This window comes from Colwellia meonggei, from assembly GCF_057537295.1.
Genome location: NZ_BAAJLZ010000006.1, coordinates 70998 through 89360 on the forward strand (window position 1 = coordinate 70998; position 18363 = coordinate 89360).

The following is an 18363-nucleotide window of genomic DNA, read 5'->3' on the forward strand; positions in this document are numbered from 1 at the left end:
GAAACTTACCTATGCGTCGCTTACAAAGTCTTGCTACTGATAATTTTTCCTACGTGAACCTTTAGCGTATAGCAAAAGTCCGAATAGCATTATTCGGGCTTTTTTATTGGTAGTTTATGGATATGCTAACAACGCTTTTTATATCTTAATTGTGCATGTTTTTGTTATATTTTGACCGATGTGATTCGTGGCATAATCCCATAGTCTGAATCAATTCACTCCTTAAAGGGGCCCCAATAGCTTCGTTTGTTTGAATTGGCACGTAATCTCATTCTTCAATACATACACTCTAATTTAATTATTAACGCATCAAACTTTTGGCCTTAGCTTCTCAATAACTTCTGTGTTCACCCAATATAAGTTTGATAAGCCGTTTTCTTCGTTAAATCGGCTAAAAAATAAATATTTTCCATCTGGCGTGACGCTTGGAACTGCTTCAAAAAAGTTGGAGTTAACCGTATCTCCAAGGTTAATTGGCTTTGTCCATGTTCCATCTTTTTTCTTAAAATAAACATAAATATCGTGTTGTCTTTCCTTATTTTCTTTGTTTCGAGCATTTACCAATAAATAATCTTGAGATGGGGAAATAAAGGCATGAAGTCCAAATTCAATGTCAACTTCCTGTACTTTGGGAAAGTTTCCATTGTTATTAGGTGCATAGTAGGTTTTCATTTTTGATATATTAAAATAATAAAGGTCGCCGTTGTTAGCTTGGACCGGAAAGAAAACAAGATCGTCATTTATAGGTGAATCAAGTTTTTTTGCCTTGCTCCACGCATTGTCCAAACGATCTACATACCATATTTTATTATCCGTATAGTCAGATTTAGCCGTGGTAAAATAAATTCGTTTACTATCAGCGGTGATAAATGGATGCATTTCTTGCTCTTTTTTTCCTTTGGTGAAGTTTGCTTTTTGAATCGGTTTCCAATTGTTATTTTCGAGTTTTGAAAAATAGATAACACCATTTTCGTCTTTTTTATGTGCTTTAAAATATATTTCATCTAAATCATAGGAAAACGTAATTCCGCCTTCATATCTGCCATTGATTGAAACAATTCCAGGAGCGAAAACTTCTGGGATTAAACCGGGTGGCTTTTGCCCAAGATAGGGGCCTTTTAATACTGGAAACTCATCTTGACCATAACTATTACTACTGAAAGTTAGAAGAGAAAGCAGTAGAACAATTGCAATACAAATATGCTTCATAATTTACCTTTATTTTGAAATCAACGAACGATTAAGACATTCGTGTAAATGTGGTTAACGACTTATTAAGAACAGATAGCGCCGCACTGAGAAGTGCGGCTTTAATGCCTGTTATAGGGGTTGCTATTTGGGCCGAAGGGTCTCAATAATTTGCGCATCTACCCAGAATACATCTCCTTTCCTTTTGCTATCAGGGGCAAAAAAGAAAAGATATTTTCCATCTGGCGTTACGTATCCTCCACGTTCTGACGCACTTGTATTTATTTTATCTCCTAAATTAATGGCAGATCCCCAAGAGCCGTTTTCCTGCCGAAAACTAACGTAGATATCACTACCACCATAGCTACCATCTCTTTTACTATCCCACAAAATATAGGACTCATCAGGTGCAATGAAAGGGTGAACGTTCTGTTTTCCGGTATTTATCTCTTTACTAAGTAGCTTCGGGGCTTCACGTTTACCATTGATTAGTCGAGAATATCGAAGAACAAAATTTCCTTCTTTAGGGTATTCATCAAAAACATAAGTACCTTTGGATGAAGTCGTAAGACGCATGATGTCGAAGTCTGCAAACGCAGAACCAAGACTTTTAAACTCTGACCATCCCTCATCGGTTCGCTCACTATATTGGTTTTTAAAAAACATAGTTTTACCATCAGGAGAGATAGACACACCCACCCCAGGCTCCACTTCTGACGCGTGCCATCGATTATTCTCGGATTTGAGAACAAAATGCGAATCTTTTCCACTTTTGTTGTTTCTCCTACTAAAGTAGAACTCTTTCATGTCGGGTGAGAAGCTAGGGCCCCACTCATGATGCTCTGTCGAAACAATACCAGGAGCGAAAACTTCGGGAGTTAAGCCTGGAGGTTTTTGCCCGAGATAGGGTCCTTCCAAGACTGGAAGCTCGTCTTTACCATAACTATTGCTACTGAAAGCTAGAATAGAAAACAGCAGAACAATTGAAATACAAATATGCTTCATAATTTACCTTTATTTTGAAATCAACGAATTATCTAACTTCCATATTAAAGTCGCATTCTGTTGATGTAACGTTTAAATGTGATTGAACAAGCGGTCACTTTAAGCCAAGCAAGTTTAAAACACCTGACGTCCTAATGATTTTTTGCTGATTTTTTCTGACGGAGATAATCAACTTATTAAGTGCATATAACATTTTTTATGGAGAACTCTCAGTAACATGACGAAGTATCATTAGAGAATATATCGCAATATTTTGAGGCTAACTTCCGCCTAGCGCACAAATTTAGAATTAGCAGTTTTATGGTGAATGACCATTTTTGTGGCGAAACAGATTATATATTAGAAGAATTACCTTTGAATTTGGACTGATTTAAAATTAACACAATGTTATGAATGCTTACTTAAAGTAGTAAATCTATGAATAATTTGTGGTTAATTTTAATTATGGGCTAGTACTAGCATAAAGTAGAGGATGACTACTCTGCCCATGTAATTAGTTTAATAATAAATAGGCAAATGCTGTATGGATATCGTAATGTTGCTCACTGGTTAAAAAAGTCATTAGCTTCGTTATTGTTGCGCTCCTAGAAACCTACCTATGCGTTGCTTACAAAGCCTTGCTACTGACAATTTTCCCTATGTGAACCTTTAACGTATAGCAAAAGCCCGAATAGTGATATTCGGGCTTTTTTTATTTCATATTTCGATTTGTAAAATAATAATAACTAAACTGAACAACTACTCTCAAATGTGAGTATAGCTATTCTAACTCTTAAAACTTTGCCAAGGACCCGTTATCGCAAGTGTTGTAGTGGGGGAGTATAGATTCACAAATAATGTTTTTCCGTCGGGAGAAAAACATGCACCAGCGGGCTCAGTTTGTAATTTTATCCGGGCAAAGTCATAAGTGTGGCCATCAGGGGTTACACCTTTAATATGGTTATCAACCTGTTCTGTGTATTGGTCTTCACATACAATGAGATGACCATTAGGTGCTACAGTAAGATTATCGCCGTAGTTTAGTGATTGCTTTTGCTCGCTTTCCACAAATAAGCTAAGTTTTCCAGGGGCGTTCTTTTCTAATGTACTTCCTTCAGATGTTGAAGGGACATAACGCATGATTTGTCCTAGCTTTTTCGCGCCGCCATTAGTGCAACAGAAATACAACTCGTTATTAGCCCAATGGATCCCTTCTCCTCGTGCAAATAAGGCTGCACCGGCTTTATGGCCGCGAATTCGTAAGTCGTCATCAGGGCTTTCTGGGCTATCAAGATCAATCCAATACGTTGCCATTTCTGTATGTAATTGCATTTCTTGCTTTTGCCAATTACGAGTATCAAATTTAGGCTGTTGGCTAATGACCAATGCCTGCAACTGTCCACCTTGGTGCAAATTATCTCGTACTTTCGGAATAAAGCGATAAAGTAAGCTATCGCCTCTATCTTCCGTCATGTAAACAATGCCAGTACGAGGGTCAACACAAGCTGCTTCATGGTTAAATCTTCCCATGGCAATAATAGGCGTTGCTTTAACTAATGACTTAGCATTAGCAGGCACTTCAAACACGTAACCATGGTCTTTCCCTAGCTTAGAATCTGCTTTGGTTGTCGACTCTTCGCATGTTAACCAAGTGCCCCAAGGTGTAATACCACCAGAACAATTACGAATAGTACCGAGTAGTGACATAAACTGTTGTTCAACTTGCTGCAATTTATGGTTATAAATTATTGTACTGGTACCGCCGGGCAATGGATGCGCACTTTGAATGCTGTCATAAGCTAAATCACGCATTGTTGTATTGAGTGTAGTAATTTTTTGTTCATCAGGCGAAAGTTCATGATTTCGAATTAAGGTCACTCGTTCTTCGTCAAGATAAAAGCAGCCCATGCCGTCTGCACTATCAGGAACAGTTAAGCCATCGGCCATTTTCTCGCCCAACGATGAAATCACCTGATATGAAAAATTGGCGGGTAAATCAATTAAACCGTTAGGGTCTTCAAGCAGTTTTCCATATGCTTTAGGAGATGCATGCCTATCATGTTTAAGCGATGACGAATGTAAGTGTTGTGACAACCCTGCGAAAGCAAGTGTAACTAAACCTTGGTTAAATCGGCGTCTTGAAATCATACTCATTACTCTCGTTGATAATCGGCAAATAATTAAAACAGGCCCATTCAATCAGGCTATCGGTCAAGGTTTTCTAGAACGTAACCTCAAGTAACTCTACAGAGTCATCAAAAATCATCGTTTGTAATTTTCCTTTACCTTCAATATTGATGGTATTGACTTGGCTTGGCCATATATCTCTGAGTGCATTGTGGCTAATACTCAGCTTTTCTAATACCTGTGGTTCACTTGTTTCTTGGTAGACCCAAAAGAATTGACCGTCGTTTTCATAACCAATTGAAGTTAGCTTTAACTCACTACCGGCAGTGAACATTGAAAAGTGCTTGTTAACATAGTTGCTAAACTGTTCTTGTGTTTTTTTTGAGCCGATAATGTCGGCATCTTTACCAAAAATATGTTTAACCGCATGTTCAGCGTCATGTATTCTGAAACGATGCATGATCTCAATACTGTGCGTTCTTGGGTTAAATGAAACAGTACTAATAGCCGACTTTTGCTGATGAGCAAAAGAGTATGGAGCTGCAAAAAGCAGCCCCAATATCAGCATAATAATGAAGTGGTTACTATTCTTCATTGTTACCTTTAGTTTCCTTCTCGTCTTTCTTTAATTCTGTTTTTATATCTTGCATGATATCTCGAGAAACCTTCTTGGTAGACTTCTTCTTTTTATATGCTTCGATACGCGACGGAATAATTTGACGAGGGTAATGGTTATTATGCACATCGACATCTGCAGTTTCCCAACGAGGGTCAACCGTAACACTTACTAATTCTTTGTCTTTGTCAGTAATAATCAATTTACTTACAGCCTTAGGCGTACGACGCCAAATTTCAGCTGGAATATATTGAGTTTCTTTGCTGCCATCAGCGAATGTTAGCTCTAGGATAATCGGCATCACTAAGCCGCCTTTATTAGAGAAGTCTAACACGTAGTAGTTTTTGTCTTCTTTAATCGCGCGGTCTAGAGTTTTACGTTCCCAAGGTTTTAGTTTCTTAAGGAATTTTTGATAGCTATTTCGCTCTTTATTGGTCACGGTAAAACGATCGTTTTCGTCGTAAAAATCTGTGATGTCTGAAAAACGCTCAACCCATAACTCTTTACCTTCAGCCTTATTACGTTCGTCAGTTTTAGACAATGGTTTGTCTAATTCTTCTTGGCGCAGGCGATCAAAGTCAATATCAGGGTTTTTGGTATCTAAACGTAATTTCGATATTTTATCTAAAGAAATATCAACATGATCTGTGCTGTAAAACCAACCTCTCCAGAACCAATCTAAATCAACGCCTGAAGCTTCTTCCATGGTACGGAAAAAGTCAGATGGTGTCGGGCGCTTATACTTCCAACGTGTCGCATATTCTTTAAAAGCAAAGTCAAATAGCTCACGACCTAAGATAGTTTCACGCAGAATATTCAGTGCAACAGCAGGCTTAGTGTAGCCATTTGGTCCTAAGCGTAAAACACTGTCTGATTGGGTCATAATTGGTACTTGCGTAGAAGACTTCATGTAACCGACAATGTCACGTGGCTCAACACCCCATGGAATTGTAGGATCCCATTCACGACCTGCAACACCGTCTAAGAAGCTATTTAGGCCTTCGTCCATCCATGTCCATTGGCGTTCATCAGAGTTAACTATCATTGGGAAATAGATATGACCAACTTCATGAATAACAACACCAATTAGGAAGCGCTTTTCCGCTTGAGTATAGGTTCGGCTACCGTCTTTTTGTAATTCAGTACGTGGCCCATTGAACGTTATCATAGGGTATTCCATACCGCCTACTGGTCCGTTAACAGATTGAGCAACAGGATAAGGGTAATCAAAAGAAAAGCGAGAATAGACGTCTAATGTATGAATAATTGACTCAGTGGAATATTTCTTCCATAAATCGCCCCCTTCTTTTGGATAAAATGACATTGCCATAACTAAAGGCTGTTCCTCACCGCCTTGTTGATGACCACGAGCGTCCCACATGAATTTACGTGATGAAGCCCATGCAAAGTCACGTACATTTTTAGCACTAAATTTCCATGTTTTAGTTTTATTTGTACCGGCTTTTTCGTTTTCTAACGCTTCTTCTTCAGTAACGATAAAGACAATACGCTCAGCTTTTTCAGCTTCCTTTAAACGTTTACGTTGTGTTGATGTTAGTACTTTTTTAGCATTAGTTAGTTCACCTGTAGAACTGACAATGTGATCAGCTGGAACCGTTAGTTCAACATCATAATTACCAAATTCTAGCGTAAATTCGCCACGGCCAATAAACTCTTTGTTGGTCCATGCTTCATAGTCAGTGTATGCGTGAAGACGCGGGAACCACTGAGCTAATAAGAAAATGTCGTTACCGCCTTTGCGAGCATCGTCAGGAAAATGTTCGTATCCTGAACGAGCTGAAACTGCATCTTCTTCAACAATATTGAAAGCGTAATCAATACCGAATTTAACTTGTTTTCCTGGCGCTAATTTTTTGCGTAAATCAATACGCATATTTGTGCCAACGATAACATGGTGTAATTTATTACCCTTGCTATCTGTAACTGATTGAATGTCATAACCTACAACATTGTCTTCCATATATTGCTGGCGACGAAGTGCATCTAAACTTAATTGTGCTGGTTTGCTTGCTGTTGCCGTTGCTGTGCCTGGGCCTCGATTACCAATACCACCAAAGGTTGTTGTTGTTGCTGAAAGTGAATCATTACGGAATTTGTTTTGGTCTAACTGAACCCACAAATATTTCAGCGTGTCAGGGGAATTGTTGTAATAAGTGATTGATTGGCTAGCTTCGATTCGACGTTTTTTTTCATCCAATTTAGCTTTAATTTTATAGTCTACTTGTTGTTGCCAATATTGATGGCCGGGTTCACCTGCTGCATTACGATATACATTAGGCGTTGGCAAGCTTTCATCTAATTGACGAAACTTATCAATAAAATCGCCCTTAGTTTGTTGTACCGTCGCATTTGCTGCAGCAAGCGTTGTTAACGATAGCAAGGTTATTTTAATAAGTTTAACGAACATGGGGTTCCTTTTTACGCATTATTATAATTAGGCTGTGCTTTTGAAGCAGTTGTAGTTTGTATAACATTAACAGGTGTTGTGTAGGTTTTATCAAATTTATAACACACATACACCATTAATGTTACATTGTATCATTGGTGGTGTTCAAGTAGTAATTTCTATTGTTTAGTATTGGGTATACTTAACACTTAATAAAACAAACGCTGAACACTATTTTAATGAATTATAAAGCAATAGAGCCTTAGTGAACATAAGGTTTATTAGCACAAAAAAAATTACATTCTCGTATAATTAATTTCACTTAACGATGTTACAAGTGAAATAAATACTTCTCTATTTTAAGGAAGGTTATCAAAACTTGATATCAATCAAATCAATATAAATGAGAATGATTTACATTGGCGCTCAGGTTTTTTGGTACTCGTTACACTTACTACTGAGACGTTCATGAAAGCATTATCACCGTTATATCTAGCTATTGCAGCTGCCTTACCGTTTACCACTCCAACATTTGCTTTAGCAGCAGATGCAGAAGTTGCGGATAATAAAATTGAAGTTATCGAAGTTCGAAGCTTAAGACAAAAGCTTGATCAAGCTGGGCGTCTAAAAGATGTTATTCAGCAAACTGAAATTTTAGATGCGCTGACTATCGAAAATAAAAATGCATTAAGTTTAACCGCAGCAATTAATAACGAGCCCGGTGTAAATGTTTCAAACGAATGTTCAATGTGTGGCGTAAAGCGCATTATGCTCAACGGTATGAAAGGTGAACACACCACTATTTTGGTTGATGGCTTACCAACGCATACCCTAATTTCAGGCTTTTATGCCGTAGACGCTATTGCAACCACTGGTGTTGATAGAATAGAAGTGGCGCGTGGCGCCGGTGCATCATTAATTGCACCTGAAGCAATTGGTGGTACGGTAAATATTATTACTAAAGAAGCTTATGAAAATACTGCAAGCTTTGATTTTGCCAAAGGCTCTCATGACTATACTGCCATGAAAGGTATGGCAACGGGTGTTTCAGAAGATGGTAAAACAGGTATTACTTTCATTGGCCAATACGATAAACAAGACCAAGAAGATCATGACGATAACGGTGTAAGTGAAGCGCCATTTATTGAAAACTTTTCATTTACTACCTTAGTGACTCAAGATTTATCTGATACTAGTAACGTGCAAGTACGCTTGTCGAAAGTAAAATCGGAAATATTTGGTGGTCCAGTACTTGGCGATAAAGTTGACTCAATTGGTGAGGCTATTTCAGGTTACGACAACATAGCATCTGATCACCTATTTGAAGATGACGATGTTCGTAATGAATATATTGGTAAAGCGTGGGAAACAACAGAGTGGATTGATACTTCTCGTGACGAAGCTTATATCAAATTCCTTGTTGAATTAAGTAATTATACCGTTGCAGAATTTGCTGTGAGTTATGCCAAGCACGAGCAAGATTCTTTTTATGAAGGTATAGATTACCAAGCGGATGACACTATGTGGTATGCCCGCGCTAAATTTGACATGGAATTATCAGATCAGCATTTTATTACTTTTGGTGCGGATACTCGTCGTGAAGAAATGCGCTCTTCAACCGACGCGTTAGAAGCTGTTGAAGCTTATCAAAGTGACGCGTTTGATTACGATACCACAGGTATTTTTATTCAAGACACATGGACACCGATTGATGAAATAGAAGTGGCAATAGCGTTGCGTGTTGACCAAGTAACTGCTGACTTTGTTGATCCTGAAAAAGTGGGCACTGAAATTGACGAAACCTTTGTTGCGCCGCGTTTAGATGTGCGTTATTTCCATAATGATGAATTAACTTCTCGTTTTTCTACTGGCCGAGGGTACCGTGCGCCATTATCATTCTTTGAAACGGATCACGGTATTTTAGACGCTGAGTTAGGTTATCAAATTGATATTGATTCATTAGAAGAGTCAATTTCAGCAAGTTATTCATTAAGTTACGATACGGAAGAATTAGCAGTTACCGCGTCTATTGCACATTCAACGGTTGATAACTTAGCAAGCCTTGAAGAAAACGCTGATGGCGTACCTTTATTAACCCAACTTGATGAAAGTGCATCGGTAACCACCTTTGACATTACAACGGGTTATAACATCACTGAAAACTTTACCGTTAATGTCGGTTTAGAGAAGTTTAGTTATGACGATGCGTTTAAATCATCATACGCCATTGCGCCAGTTGAAGAGCGTGCGAGTATTGAACTGCAATATGAAAAAGACAACTTAAAAGTATTTTGGTCAACAGTTTGGTTTGGCTCTAAAAACTTAAGTGAATATGGTTACGAAGGCTATAACAAGCTTGGTGACCCAACATCGGTTAAAACCTTGTCTGGAAAAGCATTTTCTACCTCAGATTTTAAAGTGCAATATCAGTTAACGCAGCATACTAAAGTTTATGCTGGCGTTTCAAACGTATTCGAGGAAACACAAATAGATGATGGTGGTTCACCACTGTTTTATGATGCTAACGGAGGTTATGATGTTGCTTACATTTACGGCGCTTTACATGGTCGTGAAATGTATGCAGGTATTGAAATAAAGCTTTAAGCTTTATTTCTACGATAAAGTAAACCTTGTTAATGAATAAGTTTGCCAACTATTGGCGTGACAAAATCATAGTGCTGATTATTTTCAGCACTATGCTTTTTGTTATACAAGCTGCTGCAAAGCCGTTGGATGTTGCATCTTTGAAACCTTTACGAGTGACTCATGAAGTTATTAATCAAGAGATATTTGGAGCAGCAGAGCGCAAACTGGTTTCAGTTACTATGATTTTTCAGCCTGATTGTAGTTGGTGTAAAAAACAGGGAAAAACATTAGCAAAAGCATTCGAGCAATGTCATTCATCAATCAACATCAACTTGGTTGGTGCCAAAGGTAAAACCAGGCAGCTTAAAAAAGAGCTCAAACATTACCACCAAGCTATTCCAGCCTATAAAGCTGATCGTCAATTTTTACGCTCAATTGGAGGGTATCAAGCGTCTCCTACAACTTTAATATATGACTATAATGGCAAGTTGATTGCTAAAAAACGCGGCTTTATTCCAAAAGAGAAACTCGCTAATGTATTCTCTGTGCTTACTCAAGGACAGTGCCATATATAGCGTTATGTTATTACGATATATACTTGTTAGGTATCTATGTATTTTTAATATGCACTTATCTTCTGCCATTCATTTGTTAGTTTATTTTGCTCAAAACGCAAAAATCACTATGCTTCTTAAGGATGCGGCATTTGTTATTACATCATTTAAATTGAGCCTATTCTACTTAAGGCTCTATCTAAAAAGAGGTAGTTGTAATGAAAGATAGCCATTCTTTATTTTCTTCCTAACGCTATAATTTCCTTCATACTTAGTTATTTAATTGATAATTAAATAACGTTCGACTGTATTTCTTATCAAATGTATGGAGCTAGATGTGTTTAATGTTGATTCTTAAAATTAATTTGTTGCGAAACGTAAAATAAAAATGGCCAATTATGAATAATTGGCCATTGCTTTTTACCCGAAACTAGTTGCTTTTAATCAGAACTAAAATTGATAACTAACACTGAAATCAATTGTTCTTGGTAATATATAGCGGCCATTTGAAGAAAGGGAGTCACGAGGGTCACCTTCGGTCAGTGCTTCTTCATCAGTTAAATTATTCACCGATAACTGCATCTGTACTTCATCAGAAAGGTTTAAAATCATACCAAGATCAATTTTTTCATAACCGTCTAAAGTCACTGTGTTTTCGTTATTGGCGAACCTATCGCCAACGGCAGAAAGCGTGCCATAAACGGTGGCGTACATGCCATTTGAAAACTCAAGATCATAACTTGGTGTAACTCGAACTTGCCAACTTGGTTGTCTTTGCGCTTCGTTACCAACATTCGTTGGACTTTCAGTAATTTCAGTTTCTTGAATTGTTGAATTCAATCGCAATGTAAAACCGTTATCAGTATAGTAATTGAAGTCAATTTCAATGCCGTAGGCTTCGTTGGTTAGCACTTCTGCAGGCTCTCCGGGTTGAGCAACAAAAGTATCTCCTTTGACTTCGTTAAAAAAAGCGGTAGCAAATAAGTCATAATAATCGTGAGATATTTTATAACCTAGTTCAAACTGGCTTACTTCTTTAATGAGATCTTCACCGTTTTGGTAAGCGCTAAAGTTGTCACGAAAGTCATCAAAAAAGGGCATTTTACTACCATCACTGATGCGGGCGAATATCCCTTGTTTTTCAGCAAACATCCAATTAGCACCGACAGTCCAGGCGGTACTATCTTCATCGTACGAAACTGCTTTGGTTATGGCACCGTCTAAACCTTCGTCAACAGTATATTCAATTTGGTGATTCTCTCGTCGAGCACCACCGTCAATGGCAAGTGTTGAAGTTACTTCATATGACGCCGCGGCATAAAAAGCCTTTGTTGAGCCATCGCCTATACTATTGATATCGTAATTCCAGCCACAACTGTCGGCATTATCATTACAATCAATACCCGTTAGCATCTCACCACCTGATTCAACTACGTGGTAGGCATGATTACCTAGTGCCCACCAATCTTTAGCTTCAAAGCTGGAATTATAGAAACCAGCGGTGACTGTGCCTTTTTCCAAGGTTTTAGTCAGGGTAAAGTCATTGGTGAATGCTTCAATTTGTTTTTTAACCACCCAGCGGCCTATTTGTTGAACAACGGTTGAGCCGCCATATTCTTTTCCTGTTACGGCGCCGGTTGCGCTTGAACCATTGTCAGCCACCAAAGAAAGGTTGGTAGGGTCGCCGTTTGGTACTAAACCATAAGTATCAGCATCACCTTTGGTATAAATAAAGCGGTTAACTAAACCCCAACCATTATCTAAATCAAGATCAATACTGCCACCTGAAACTGAGCCATCCCAGCCTCGGCCTTGGCCAAAATCAACGGTTTCAGCAGTTTTATTGTCGTCTGCACCATATTGAATGGTTGCGTGGCGATTATTTGTGCCGATTTGCGTGTATTCATTATCAACACCAGAAACATTTATCGGTGATGGTAAGTACCAAACTCCATGGTCATCAGTTTGACGGGTATATAAGTTTATTTTGCCATTATCTAAATTTTTGGTGATGTTAATAGTGAACTGATTACCTTCTTCAGCATTAAAACCAGCATCACGAACACCCGGTGAGCTTTTTATATAGCCACCAATCATGAAATATAAATCATCAGCTAAGCTGCCGCTTAATACACCATCGATACGCTGTAGACCATAATTTGAAGTTGAATATTTTACTAAGCCTTCGGTATCGTCAGAGCCTTCTTTTAGCAAAAAGTTTGTAGTTAGGCCGGGTTGTCCATTGGAAACTACCGGGTTTGGGCCGCCACGCAATGCTTCCATAAACTCGACCGTTTCGTCTAAGCGAAATAAGGTTGAGTTTTCTAAGAAAGAAAGGGTTGGTGGTGGAAATATTGGCGCACCTTGCAATTGAACGGTTAAGAAAGGTGCATCTCCACCACCAGGGAAGCCTCGAACAAAGACGTTAGCACCAGATACGCCGCCTGAACTTTCAGACCAAACGCCAGGCACGGCTTTAAATAAATCTGCAGTGCTTTTAGGTGCTAATTTTTTAATGTCGTCTTCTGAGAATGAACTTATGGCAAAACTTGCTTCTTCCTTGGCTACTGCTTTACCACTAAAGGTACCGGTAACAATAATTTTTTCTATATTTTCATCGTTGGCTTGTTCTGCTGCCAAGCTAGCATTTGCTTGGCAGGTTAGTGCCAAGGCAATGGCTATAGAAGATAGCTTAAATGTCTGTCTCATGTTATATGTCCTCTATTCCGATAGAAGCATTTGCTTTATCAGATAATAATTATGATTGTTCATATTTTCTTCCCCACAATCAATATAGATCTGAATGCAAACGTTTGCAATTTATTTTTGCAAACGTTTGCATTTTTTTGTTTTAAATTGCAATACCCCATCAATATGTAATAATTCCTGATGATTTAATTGAAATGTACTTTAAGGTGTATTTAGCGTTGAGCAATGAAAATAAATTAACATTAGCAGGATTGGCAAAACTGGCGGGTGTGTCGACATCTACCGTTTCTCGAGCGTTAAAAGATAACCCATTAATAAAAAAAGAAACCCGTGAAAGTTTGCAGTCATTGGCCAAGCAATACAACTTCAGCTTAAATCATGCGGCAAGTCGTTTACGCACACAAAAAACTAATGTGGTTGCGGTTATTTTGAATCTTGTCGATGATACCGATCAAAGTATTAGCGACCCTTTTCTACTCAAAGTGGTTGGTGATTTAAACCAAGCACTGAATCAACAAGGCTATGAATTGCTACTTTCTAATTCTTTAATGGCGAATGAAGATTGGGCAAATTACTTTATTAGTAGTAGTCGCGCCGACGGCATTATCGTTATTGGACAAGGTAAGAATACCGATAACGTAGAAAAAGTAGCAAAAGCTGGCGCACCCTTGGTGGTTTGGGGAGATCCTAAAGTTGAAGCAAGCTATGCCGTTGTTGGCAGCAATAATGACTTAGGCAGTTATTTGGCGACGCAGCACTTAATTGATGGCGGTTGTAAACGGATTTTATTTTTGGGTGATCCTGAGCATGCCGAAATGAGTGAGCGTTATAAGGGTTATAGTCGTGCGATTAAAGGTGCGAATTTAGCTGACAGTGACGAATTAACGCTATCGTGTGATATAACCAGTAAGGCTGCATACGAGGCAATTGATGTTGCAATTTTAGAGCAAGGTTTATTTTTTGATGGCATAGTCGCTACCAGTGATATGGTAGCATTAGGCGCATTGAAAGCACTGAAAGAGCGATATATAAATATTCCTAATGATGTTGGTATTGTCGGTTTTGATGATATTGCCATGGCCGAACTTTTTCATCCCGCTTTAACAACAATTAAACAAGACACCAAAACTGCCGCGAAAATAATGGTTGCACAACTTTTAAAGCAATTTAATGGCGATAATGCTGATTCAGCCGTGGTTGATATTGAATTAATAAAACGTAAATCTTCCCGTTGATCAGTGATATTTTACTTTTTATTATTAAATACTCAGCAAAAATGCAAACGTTTGCATTTTTGCTGAGTAGGCTATAGACTAAGAGAAATGATAATGAAAAGTGAGTGATTTTAATGTCGAGATTGATGACCATAACTGCAATTGCAGTTTGCTATTTTGTTTTTGCTATTTTACTTAACAGTGTTGGCACCGTCATCTTGCAATCAATTCATAGTTTTGATGTTAGTAAAACACAAGCAAGCACATTAGAAGGTTTTAAAGACCTTTCTATCGCGTTAGTGTCGTTTTTTGTTGCTTCAATTATTCCGAGAATAGGTTATAAAGTGGTATTACTTTTAGCCTTAGTTTTAGTAACATTGGCTTGTATCGCAACACCGCTTGTCGCAAATTTTCTGATAATAAAATTGTTGTTTGCCTGTATCGGTGTTTCATTTGCCTTAGTTAAAGTTTCAGTCTATTCAATTATTGGTCAACTTTCATCTACGGTAAAGTCACATTCTTCACTATTGAATACCGTTGAAGGTATCTTCATGCTCGGTAGCCTATCTGGTTACTGGCTATTTAGTTTCTATGTTAAACCCAATGCAACGGAATTAACCGCATGGCTTGATGTGTATTATCCATTAGCCGGGTTAGTTATATTTGCAGCTATTTTGGTGGCTTTTTCGAAAATTGATAACAGCCAAGCACAAGGGCCGCAACACAGTATCATTAGCGATTTTATCGATATGCTGAAAATGAGCTATCAAAAATTGGTATTGATATTTGTGCTGTCGGTTTTCTTGTATGTGCTTATCGAGCAAGGGATAGGGACTTGGTTACCAACATTTAATAGTGAAGTTATTGGCTTACCTAGTGATGTTAGCATTCAAATGACCAGTATATTCGCGGCAGCACTGGCGCTAGGAAGGTTGTTGGCGGGGCAAATTTTACGTTATATGAGTTGGTATTATTTTTTAAATATTTGTGTTGTTTCCATGGCCGTTATTATTTTAGTGCTGTTGCCACAAACTGATGTTGTCATCAATGGACCGGTTGATAGTGTGCTCGATGCGCCTGCGATTGCATATTTATTGCCGCTTATTGGTTTAATGATGGCACCAATTTATCCGGTTCTAAATTCCGTGATGTTGAGTAGTTTAGCGCAGTCTAAGCATGCTGCTATGACAGGTCTTATTGTGGTTTTTTCCGCACTTGGTGGCACCACAGGATCAATCATTACTGGCTTTTCTTTTGAAAAATTAGGTGGGCAAGATGCGTTCTATTTGTTGCTTATTCCTATGCTACTTATCCTCATTAGCCTTTATTTCTTTAACCTAGCAACGAAAAAAAAATTCGCATAAGTAGCGGACTTTACAGGTATTTAAATGACACAATCTGACAGTCTACAGCACAGAGCTAATGAAAATTTAGCTTTTTTTAGCAGTGAGCTTTTTAAAGTGGTGCAAAGCAGTGGAATTTTTTCTGATAGTAAAATTTTCGCCGATGCTGTGCCTAAAAATACCTACGAGCATATTTTAACTCAATTCGAGCTTAGCAATCCGACTAAAAATAACGCGTCACTTCTAAGATTTGTTGAACGTTATTTTGAGCTTCCATGCCTGCAAGAGTCGGACTCAGCAAACCTCCACATTAATATTGAATTGCAGATAAAAAGTTTATGGCGTCACTTAGGGCGACAAGCGGATAAAAATCGCAGTGGTTCATTGTTGCCGCTGAGTTCACATTATATAGTGCCGGGCGGTAGGTTTAGAGAAATTTACTATTGGGATAGCTATTTTACCGCATTGGGATTGATTGAATCAGACAAGGTGTCAGTCGCTGAGTCAATGCTAGAAAACTTTATTGTGCTGCAAAACCAGTATGGTTGTATTCCTAATGGTAATCGTAGCTACTATTTATCTCGATCGCAGCCGCCGATATTAGCCATGTTAGTTGAGCTGCTATTACCATTTCAGGCTGAGCCCAAAAAATTTCTGCTTAAAACAATTGCGGCGGTGATTACGGAATATGACTTTTGGATGGATGGCCATAAGCTATTAAATTCAAAGCATGTTGAGTGTAAGCGTGTGGTTCGAATGCCAAATGGCAGTATATTAAATCGTTATTGGGACAATGAAGCGACACCAAGACCTGAGTCATTTAATGAAGATATTGAATTAGCCGCAGGGTTATCAACAACAGAGGCAAGTGAGTTTTTCCGCAATATTAGAGCAGCGTGTGAATCTGGTTGGGACTTTAGCTCGCGTTGGATGCAAGATAAAAATTCACTGACTAGCATAAAAACAACTCGAATCGTGCCAATTGATTTGAACAGCTTAATTTATAAAATGGAGTGTTTAGTCGCTGAGTTTTCCCTAATTATTGATGACAAAGAACAAAGCAATAAGTTTGCTAGTTATGCGTTGGAGCGTAAAGGTGCAATAGAACAATATTTATGGTCTGAAGGTGATCATTATTTTATGGACTATGACCTCGATGAAAACGCACAAAGCCAAATAAAGTCATTGGCAGGAGTATTACCATTGTTTGTGGAACTTGCCAGTGGAGAACAGTCAGCGCTTATTGCAAAAGAAATTTCAGAAAAGTTTTTAAAAGTTGGTGGTTTAGTTACAACCAACATCGAAAGCTCTCAACAATGGGACGCACCTAACGGCTGGGCACCTTTACAATGGTTTGCCGTTAAAGGCCTTCTTAATTATCAGCAACAGTCACTTGCCAAGCAGATCATGCTGCGTTGGCTTGATACCGTCAATCTATACTTTGAGCAAACAGGAAAGTTAATGGAAAAATATAATGTTTGCGATCAAGCATGTGCCGCCGGTGGCGGCGAATATGATGTTCAAGAAGGGTTCGGTTGGACAAATGGAGTCTATCAAGCATTTATTAAAGAACTGAATACTTGATTATTAAAGTGCATAGCAAGTGAGTTAAGTGGGAAAAACTAAACTAATATCTGTAGAGGGAAAAAGTGGGCTCGCTGGCATTGTTACCGAAGTTAATGCCATAATTTTAGCTTGATACAATGTTTTATCTGCGATGCACATCACTTCTTTTAGCGTGGTATTGTTATTAAGTTTAGTAATGTGAGGTAACTTAATTGTTAAGGAGCGAGTTCTTAAAAATGAGTTAATGCAATCTCTGTTTTAACGTAGGGAACTGTCGAATTTAAGACAGTCTTACTTCTTTTAGTTATCTGTAAAAGCTATATATTTTTTAAAATTCATTTTCTAGTACTTTCGCTAATACCGCTACATATTGTTGCAAAATAACGTGCTGATTTTATATACATTTATCGCGTGTTCAGTCAACATGGATAATAGTGAATTATCTCAATATTTCTAAAAGGGTTGCCAACATGGGTACATTGAAGTTTTTAATCGTATTAATGGTTTTTATGCTGAGTGCTTGTGTACAAGTACCTGTAAATAGTGATACCAGAATGTCTAACTTGGCGGTAACTAGTGTTTGGGATATGCCGACAAAATTCACTTCAGGAATTAGCTATAGCATCTCGCCTCAGCATTTAAAAAGTGTTGCCAGAGAAACAGGTGAAATAAAAAATGCCTATCAACGCTATGCTGACGGCATTAAGGCAAATTTAAATGCTCATGGTTTTCAAGAGCAGACAGATGCGAAATTAGCGCAACTTCATGTTCGTTTTATGTTGGCTTTGTCAGAAGATTTAAATGACCAAACTATTAGTGAACAATTTGGCATTACGCCTGGTTTGCAAGATAGCCAAGAATTTAGCAAGGGTAGTCTCTTAATTTCAATAACACAAGCCGATACCGGTCAGCGTGTTTGGCATGGTGCTATTCAAGGGTTTGTACAAGAAGACGCTACTGAGCAAGAGCGTGAACAACGCCGACGTTATGTGCTTAATATGGTGTTAGCGCAATTTCATAAACCTCATTAACATTAAGCCTAAGGTTTTTTTACAATTTTAAACACACT

Annotated in this window: 12 protein-coding genes; 6 read left to right on the plus strand and 6 right to left on the minus strand. The window is 38.2% G+C overall.

Annotated elements, in window-relative coordinates; genetic code table 11:
* Positions 1–309: 309 nt before the first annotated feature.
* From AC27E9_RS14650 to AC27E9_RS14670, 5 genes are all read right to left on the minus strand, one after another.
* A complete protein-coding gene (locus AC27E9_RS14650) occupies positions 310–1209 on the minus strand; it encodes a TolB-like translocation protein (protein WP_487131421.1) in 900 nt (299 codons plus the stop codon).
* Positions 1210–1332: 123 nt separating this feature from the next.
* Positions 1333–2193: a TolB-like translocation protein gene (locus tag AC27E9_RS14655; protein ID WP_487131423.1), complete on the minus strand. Its 861-nt coding sequence runs from the start codon at positions 2191–2193 to the stop codon at positions 1333–1335.
* Between the two features lie 765 nt (positions 2194–2958).
* Entirely contained in the window at positions 2959–4320 is a 1362-nt protein-coding gene (locus AC27E9_RS14660; protein ID WP_487131655.1) for an alkaline phosphatase PhoX, read from the minus strand.
* Positions 4321–4393: 73 nt separating this feature from the next.
* Entirely contained in the window at positions 4394–4894 is a 501-nt protein-coding gene (locus tag AC27E9_RS14665; RefSeq protein WP_487131425.1) for a DUF6702 family protein, read from the minus strand.
* Positions 4884–7343: a M1 family metallopeptidase gene (locus AC27E9_RS14670; protein WP_487131426.1), complete on the minus strand. Its 2460-nt coding sequence runs from the start codon at positions 7341–7343 to the stop codon at positions 4884–4886. The genes AC27E9_RS14665 and AC27E9_RS14670 overlap by 11 nt, the downstream gene beginning before the upstream one ends.
* A gap of 447 nt (positions 7344–7790) precedes the next feature.
* Here AC27E9_RS14670 and AC27E9_RS14675 point away from each other — a divergent pair, with 447 nt between their 5' ends.
* Positions 7791–9926 carry a TonB-dependent receptor plug domain-containing protein gene (locus tag AC27E9_RS14675; RefSeq protein WP_487131428.1) on the plus strand — a complete coding sequence of 712 codons (2136 nt, stop codon included), beginning with the start codon at positions 7791–7793 and terminating at the stop codon, positions 9924–9926.
* Positions 9927–9958: 32 nt separating this feature from the next.
* The gene (locus AC27E9_RS14680; RefSeq protein ID WP_487131430.1) at positions 9959–10483 is read left to right on the plus strand and encodes a TlpA family protein disulfide reductase; all 525 of its coding nucleotides are present in this window, start codon (positions 9959–9961) and stop codon (positions 10481–10483) included.
* A 429-nt stretch (positions 10484–10912) separates the two neighbouring features.
* Here AC27E9_RS14680 and AC27E9_RS14685 read toward each other — a convergent pair whose 3' ends face one another.
* Positions 10913–13171 (minus strand): TonB-dependent receptor, encoded by a 2259-nt coding sequence (locus AC27E9_RS14685; RefSeq protein WP_487131432.1) that lies wholly within the window; start codon positions 13169–13171, stop codon positions 10913–10915.
* A 194-nt stretch (positions 13172–13365) separates the two neighbouring features.
* Here AC27E9_RS14685 and AC27E9_RS14690 point away from each other — a divergent pair, with 194 nt between their 5' ends.
* From AC27E9_RS14690 to AC27E9_RS14705, 4 genes are all read left to right on the plus strand, one after another.
* The gene (locus tag AC27E9_RS14690) at positions 13366–14406 is read left to right on the plus strand and encodes a LacI family DNA-binding transcriptional regulator (RefSeq protein WP_487131434.1); all 1041 of its coding nucleotides are present in this window, start codon (positions 13366–13368) and stop codon (positions 14404–14406) included.
* A 113-nt stretch (positions 14407–14519) separates the two neighbouring features.
* A complete protein-coding gene (locus AC27E9_RS14695; RefSeq protein WP_487131436.1) occupies positions 14520–15749 on the plus strand; it encodes an MFS transporter in 1230 nt (409 codons plus the stop codon).
* A 24-nt stretch (positions 15750–15773) separates the two neighbouring features.
* Positions 15774–17312: an alpha,alpha-trehalase TreF gene (treF, locus tag AC27E9_RS14700; RefSeq protein WP_487131437.1), complete on the plus strand. Its 1539-nt coding sequence runs from the start codon at positions 15774–15776 to the stop codon at positions 17310–17312.
* Positions 17313–17764: 452 nt separating this feature from the next.
* The gene (locus tag AC27E9_RS14705) at positions 17765–18325 is read left to right on the plus strand and encodes a DUF4136 domain-containing protein (protein ID WP_487131439.1); all 561 of its coding nucleotides are present in this window, start codon (positions 17765–17767) and stop codon (positions 18323–18325) included.
* Positions 18326–18363 lie beyond the last annotated feature (38 nt).